5 protein-coding genes are annotated in these 6,634 nt (G+C 36.4%); 2 read left to right on the top strand and 3 right to left on the bottom strand.

Annotated elements, in window-relative coordinates; all coding sequences use genetic code 11:
- Window positions 1-571 precede the first annotated feature (571 nt).
- Window positions 572-895: a hypothetical protein gene (locus ACFIMQ_RS05425; protein ID WP_375615897.1), complete on the top strand. Its 324-nt coding sequence runs from the start codon at window positions 572-574 to the stop codon at window positions 893-895.
- Window positions 896-1,642: 747 nt separating this feature from the next.
- Here the strand turns inward: ACFIMQ_RS05425 and ACFIMQ_RS05420 are convergent.
- The 3 genes from ACFIMQ_RS05420 to ACFIMQ_RS05410 are packed head-to-tail and all read right to left on the bottom strand — an operon-like array spanning window position 1,643 to window position 3,333.
- Window positions 1,643-2,209, bottom strand: a complete 567-nt coding sequence (locus tag ACFIMQ_RS05420; RefSeq protein WP_375615896.1) for a hypothetical protein — start codon at window positions 2,207-2,209, stop codon at window positions 1,643-1,645.
- Between the two features lie 48 nt (window positions 2,210-2,257).
- Window positions 2,258-2,803, bottom strand: coding sequence for a hypothetical protein (locus ACFIMQ_RS05415; protein WP_375615895.1), 546 nt, complete (start codon window positions 2,801-2,803; stop codon window positions 2,258-2,260).
- Between the two features lie 29 nt (window positions 2,804-2,832).
- Window positions 2,833-3,333: a hypothetical protein gene (locus ACFIMQ_RS05410; RefSeq protein ID WP_375703550.1), complete on the bottom strand. Its 501-nt coding sequence runs from the start codon at window positions 3,331-3,333 to the stop codon at window positions 2,833-2,835.
- A 2,507-nt stretch (window positions 3,334-5,840) separates the two neighbouring features.
- On the opposite strand from ACFIMQ_RS05410, the gene ACFIMQ_RS05405 reads away from it, so the two are divergent.
- The gene (locus ACFIMQ_RS05405; protein WP_375615893.1) at window positions 5,841-6,410 is read left to right on the top strand and encodes a hypothetical protein; all 570 of its coding nucleotides are present in this window, start codon (window positions 5,841-5,843) and stop codon (window positions 6,408-6,410) included.
- The last annotated feature ends 224 nt before the right edge of the window (window positions 6,411-6,634 follow it).

Genomic DNA, 6,634 nt, shown 5'->3' with positions numbered 1-6,634 from the left:
CTCAAAGGCAAGTATCCAATCTATGAGGATGCACTCTAGCCCTCAAAAAGAGTGCATCCTTCCCCTCAAGGGATACCGCCAAACCCTCAAAGGCAAGTATCCAATCTATGAGGATGCACTCTAGCCCTCAAAAAGAGTGCATCCTTCCCCTCAAGGGATACCGCCAAACCCTCAAAGGCAAGTATCCAATCTATGAGGATGCACTCTAGCCCTCAAAAAGAGTGCATCCTTCTCTTCAAGGATTTTTCTCAATTTTCATCGTATCTCATTTTTATGAACCCTCATTTTTATGAATCTTTACTCAAAGGAACAAAAAGAAGTTTGCTAGCAACTATTGTATCACCCACCTTATGGGATTCCGCTTCCTTACAGAGCTTTCAAACTTTTTTATGCCTTCATAAAATCGAATCTGAAAGAATTCATTAAGGCAATTAAGGGCAAATTTTGTCAATTTATAGACAAAGTTTATTCTTTTTTGTGATTGTTGTATTTTTACTATAGTTATTTAAATCGAATTTATATATGATACGTATCGATATTTATTTGCCGAAATAAATATAGGAGAAAAACTATGAATATCAGATATTTTTTCATAGCGGGGGCTATTACTAGTGGTTTAGCTCTCGCGATTCAAAATTCTGATCGTATAGTCAATAAACAACCCTCTCCTATTGTTGCACCTTATACTGTTGAGAAAACATATTTACAGTTTTTTAAACCAGTAAGTAACATATCGGATACATTGAATATACTGAGAACAAGTAATAGAACAGCCTCAGAACAAGAATCAATAAACGATATATATGAAAAAGGAAAAAATTTATTGAATGCAATAGCTAGTTTTCTAGGATCACTTATTATATATTTCATACAATTGGTTTCTACTAGAGTATAAGATACAAAAAGTTATTAAAGCAATTAAATACATTTTGTATATATTGTAAACTGAGATAAAAGGCCCTTTTAAAAGGGGCCTTTTTTAGTTTAAGTTTAATTGTATTTTATTTTTATTGACAAAATATTACTGCTTTCAAGAATAATATTTTTTAATCTTCCTCACATCTTAAACGACAAAAGCTCTCCCCCCAGTTCTCACACCCCATACTGCTTTAGTCAATGATGGTCTACAATTCTCGCTGTTTTTCTAGTAAATTCCTCTCTTTTCAAGCAAGTTTCCCTATAGACGACTGCATACACGTCACTTCCAAGCCTCCATGAGGCAGCCCGATCCATTACACAAAACACCGTATATGCAAAAGTTTTACCCCCTTATTATCCGCCCCCAACACGCTCTTTTACCTTCTGCTCACATCATGAAACCACAAAGATTTTTAAACCGCGCCACTTTGTACACGATCATTACAATTTTGCGTCACAATTAGGCTCTTTCTTCAAGCAAATGTTCCTCTTTTCAAGAGAAAGCTTTTTTTATCATACTCTCAATTCTGCTTCTTTTGATTTTTGTGAGATCTGTTCTAATGCTCTATCGCGTTCATTCAGTACGCATTTCAGTTCTTTTTTTACTTTGCAATACAGCCGCGCACGCTTAATAAACAAGTAATAAATGATCCCCATTGTCCCGCATATTAAAACATTTAAGAGCATAAAGACTAGGAAAGAACAGACTATAAATGTTATAAGGCTACTCGTCATTTTGTCCCCCTTCCACATTCAGCATACGGATTGCCTGATCGCGTTGTTGTATCGCTTCTTCCAATTGTTGAAGCGTTTTTCTCAATTTTTTTGTTAATTTTATACCCATAAGCCCGATGATCGGAACAAAGAAGATAAACCCTAACCATATAAGGTTACACAGCAGCAAGATAAAGCCAACCATATCACTCTGCCACCATCCAAAATTTGCGATAGAAAAAGTAGCTTGTAGAAACAAAACAAGCATAAAAACAAAAAGAATTATTTTACATTCTTTAGGATAAAGAGGCAGAGATTCTTTGAAGTTAAGAAAACGCATTTTTGCATCAAGGGTCTCACGCACGAGATTCTGTCTTTTCATCTCTCCCTGATCATTGCGCAATTGTTGTATGGCTTGCTTTTGTTGCCTCGTATTCTTTTTCAATTCTTGGGATAGTTTACAAGACACTCTCAAATGCTTGATCATCAGGTAAGGAAGCCTGATCATGACCATAACCATTAAAATGGTAATGATGATACCCCCTAAAACAGCCAAAAATCCTATAACAAAAGTCACTTTTTCCCCCTATCGCATTGATGTAAAATCACCATTTTTATTCTCTGCTCAAGCAAATGTTTCTAATCTCTTCACTGTTTTTTTCACGCCATAATGAAGGAAACTATGAAGAATTAAAATGACAGGCAATGTGAAAGTACTCAACACCAATATCCACAACAACGGCAGCGCACCAATAAAAAACAATCCAGAAGCAACTTGAGGTGCAACAAGCGCAAATTTTGTAAAAACAGATGCAATAACCAAACTACATACGAAAAACACACTCACAACGCAGACTATAGAAAAGATTATCAAAGTATCTTTTCTTGAAAGTTTCAAAGATTGTTTAAAAGAAAGGGCACTAAACTCTGTTGCAAGCCCCCCGTTCTGTCCTCGCCCCTCTGTCTTATAATGCCACAAACTTTGCACTGTTGCCTTTTTTAATCTCCGTCGCATTCCAAACAACAATATTGTCCGTTTTATCAAAGAATAATAAAGTTCTAAGATAATCTTCACGGTAGAAAACAAAACCATACTCAACGCACAACAAATAAAGATAGCCATCCCTACCATACTCAAGATTACAAAAGCATTTATAAAAAAAGCAGTCACGTGTTTCCCTCTTGTGTTCTGTTGCGAGATTAGTTGTCTTGCTGTTGCTTCTCTGGCAATGTTTCCCACATCAGCATCATTTCCTTCACATCGCGTTTCAATATGGCATTAAAGATAAAAAAGAGTGGAAAGAATCCTAAAAGAACGCCAAAAATGTTCTGCGGCAAGAGACATAAAAAAGCCCAAACGCTATTCCATCCTGCGTCCCGCAAAGACGTGATTATAGGATTGTTTTTAACAGGCTGTCTCCATATCTCCCAAAACATTTTTTGAAGATCTTCTTGTTTCATTTGCGCCATTGCTTGCAACTGTTCTTTAGATATAATGTGAAAAAATTCCAGAGGCTTCATATAGACAGTCGCGACAAAAAGCACCAACAAGAGGATAGCCAAACAACAAATGATGACATACTCTTTCGTTGAGAGAGTCATGCATTTTTTGAAAACAGCCGATTGATCTAACCCTGGCTGTAATGCAGAAGCCATATTTCCCTTATGGGCAGATTGGTGTTGTGATTTATCTTTGATCATATTGATAGTCCCCCACGTCTAAAATGCCCACGCACTCTTTAATAATTAAATAACACGCGACCAGCGCGGCAAATTCGTCTAGCACTCTTTTCACCATAAAACAAGCACTAATAAGACCCTGTAAATCTATTTTTTAATTCTTTATACGTGACACCCTACAATCTCTAAAGGCTTATAAGCACAACCGCCACTGTCTTCCCCTTATCTATCATCACCCACACCTCAAAGGATAATGTTTTACACAACACGACAAGCAAGAATATTCAATCTAAAAAAAACATCTCATGTGGAAAACTGACAAGCCCACCATAAACGACAGCGTTTACCATTGCTTAAAATGAAGTCGAGCCCATAGGATACAAAGGATAAGGATAACGATATTTCTCCCCACCTCTTTAGAGGTTAAAGATTCTAAACCCCACATCCGTTTGTAAACAATCCAATTGTTCTCAGTACACTCCGCCTACTGAGCACTGATGTGCTTCATTTGCATAAGGCTCTACAGACAAGACCTCGCCTAAACATTTTTACTGTTTTATATTAATGGATCGAGCGTTGTATGCCTTATGTGCCGTATATCACCACCTTAAATGACGATATTTACAGCATAAGAGGATAAGATCGAAAAAAGCAAAAAGACAATATTGTAGAAATAAAGTTGTAAAAACAATCATATTTTTTCTCTATTTGATTGAAGCTCAAAAGAATTTTTTCTGCTGTTTCTAAGGATTTCTTCTCATTTTTACATTCTTTTTTAAAATGATAATCCCATAGGAGAAGTAGACCAAAACGATAGAGAAGAATATGACAGAAAATGACCAAATAAAATTTAGCAGGATTAGAGTATAAAGTTATCATGTCTCCTCCCTATCATCCATTATGCCAGCAAACAGATCGTGCAATCACATTGACAAATGCACTATGGGGAAAGTCCATAAAAACAACAAAGCAATAGAGATGCAAAAGATTATTTTATAATCTCACAGCACCATAGACTTTTAAAGGAAGCCTACTAAAATGTACTACAAAATTTGAATAAGATACATACTCTACATTCTCGCAATATACATTTAAGGGATTAATTTATAATAATAATTCATTGTTTTTGCATAATGAATGAGAATCTTGAATATCGTAAGATTATTTCATTTCAAATCTGTTCCATGTTGAAACCAACTTGCAATCACCCCAGATCTTGCAATCACCCCTGATCATGTCTCCCGCACGTTACAAAGAGAAAGAGCCGTATGGAGTGAAACAGGAAAGAAAGAACTAAAAACATCTCTTAATAAACCGTCTCGCATGCCAAGGGCGTATCGCAACAATGGGAGCTGGTGAAATTGTGATGACGCCGGCTTGCTTCTTCACAAACGTAAAGATGGTGGTGTTCAATGGCTTTATAGTATTCAAATTTTATATTATTTCACTGGGAGGTGATATCGTTGTCCCCTTTCACGGGCACTGTCACGAAATGGGCTTCTAAGCCCTAAGACATGCCTCTTTAAAAAGCAACACAAAACAAAGTCAAATAAGCAACCAATTATCCAGCATGAAAAGCCCGTAACAAACAACCTTAAAGTTTTTCAATCCTCATTTGAAAGCTTCTTAATCAAAAAGGACCCATTTTAAAAATTCTTTCTTAACAAAGAAATATCTCACAGCCCCTCGCCTTTATAAAAGCGCCCACATTTATAAAGACCCCTCCTATAAAGGCATCTTCCATTAATCAAAGTAGCTTCTTTCGATAGTGCATCCCACCCTTTAAACAACATCCCCTCGTCTCATGATAAGAATCCTTAAAACAGCAAAACAAAATTTATCCTCTATAAAGGATAATAAAAGAGAACACCAAAACACATTGCTTAACCGTTCATAGGTTATTTTGCGCTAACAAACGATATTTTATTTGAAAATATCGGGCATCTTATGCTATTATAATAGAGTGGGGAAGTTTGTTTTTACAGCTCTCTACCACTCAATAGAAGATAATCGTCTTTTATAGGGGATAAAGATATGCATAACAGGGTGATGTATATCAAACATCTTGCAACAGCGCCCAATAACAAAAGAATGATTGTTCTAAAGATAGAGTTAAAATTTTCTGCAAAGCGCTCGTGAGAAAAGAAAGACGTAATCTCATTCGAAAAAACACCCATTCGAAAAAATGATAGCATAGCCATGGAACATCCTTCTTATTTTTTCATTCACATTTGACAAAAACTCTCTTCAATTTTTCAAGAGAAGATGAGAAGTCTTTAGAAAGCGCATAATCGGCTATGAATGAAAAATAAGACTGATAAGGACAAGATAAAAATGATAAGAAATACCTTTCAACAAAGATGATTTTTTCCTACCACGTTTCTTTTCTTTGCGCTTAAAGAAGCCTTTAGTATCGTTTATTTTTTGATCTGCAACGGCTTATATCCCTACAATATTTGCTTCAAGTGCTTTTTACATCCCTGTCCCCCATCCACAGACAGTTTCTTTTTCATTCAAATGGTAAGTTCATGAAAATACGTAAAAAAGGTGCTAGATCGACAATAACAAGCAAGCGAAAAGAGCCCAATGGACATATTTCACGTGTCCAAAGCCCCAGCAAATCTCCGCCTCAATCTGCGATTGAAATGCGTGCAAAACACTTTGGTTTAAGCCTCGAAGAAGCGAAAAATCCGCTTGTAGGAACCTATATTGGGCGTCTTTGTTTGCTTGGCTATAAAGAGGATTCATCAGGCATTAGTAAAGAGCAATATGACACGGCACAAAGATATCTCCAAATCAGAAACGACTATTTATGTGCAAAAGGTTTACCAAACGGCTATTATGATGGTTTTACGCATAGCGCATCAGATGAGAAAGCAAAAAAGCAATGGATTCAAAAAGCAACAGAACACTATGAAGATATGCAAGAAGCGATTAAAGAAGCACAATATCAGCATCGTCAACACAATTTTCATGCGGCATTACAATATCTCGTTATAGAAGATCAACCACTCTCTCCTCTTGTTGGTTCCTTGCGCATTATTCTTGATGCTCTTCATAAACATTTTGACTGTTCTACCCCAAAGAGCATTCGCTAAAAACACGCATCATAGACGTCCCCCTCACAGAATAAGGATTCTAAAATCCACATCCCTTTGTAAACATGTTTCTTTGTAAAAATGACACGCAAAGGCTGTGTTCTTTTTCAAGAAAAGCAGGGGTGTGAAAGGGATAATTGAGTAAAGAGGGAGCGAATTACGTTGGTGTTAAGGTTGATATCACGCAATAGGCTTTTACGGTGATGTTATCGACAGTCTGCTGT

Source organism: Bartonella sp. AD13SXNS (assembly GCF_042196465.1).
GTDB lineage: Bacteria > Pseudomonadota > Alphaproteobacteria > Rhizobiales > Rhizobiaceae > Bartonella.
Note: the sequence above shows the minus strand (reverse complement) of the source record. Positions and strands in the feature narration are given on the sequence as shown.

Bases quoted from the DNA above. Each gene is read 5' to 3' on its own strand.
- ACFIMQ_RS05405 (WP_375615893.1), top strand. From the start codon at position 5,841: ATGAAAATACGTAAAAAAGGTGCTAGATCGACAATAACAAGCAAGCGA.
- ACFIMQ_RS05425 (WP_375615897.1), top strand. From the start codon at position 572: ATGAATATCAGATATTTTTTCATAGCGGGGGCTATTACTAGTGGTTTA.
- ACFIMQ_RS05410 (WP_375703550.1), bottom strand. From the start codon at position 3,333: ATGATCAAAGATAAATCACAACACCAATCTGCCCATAAGGGAAATATG.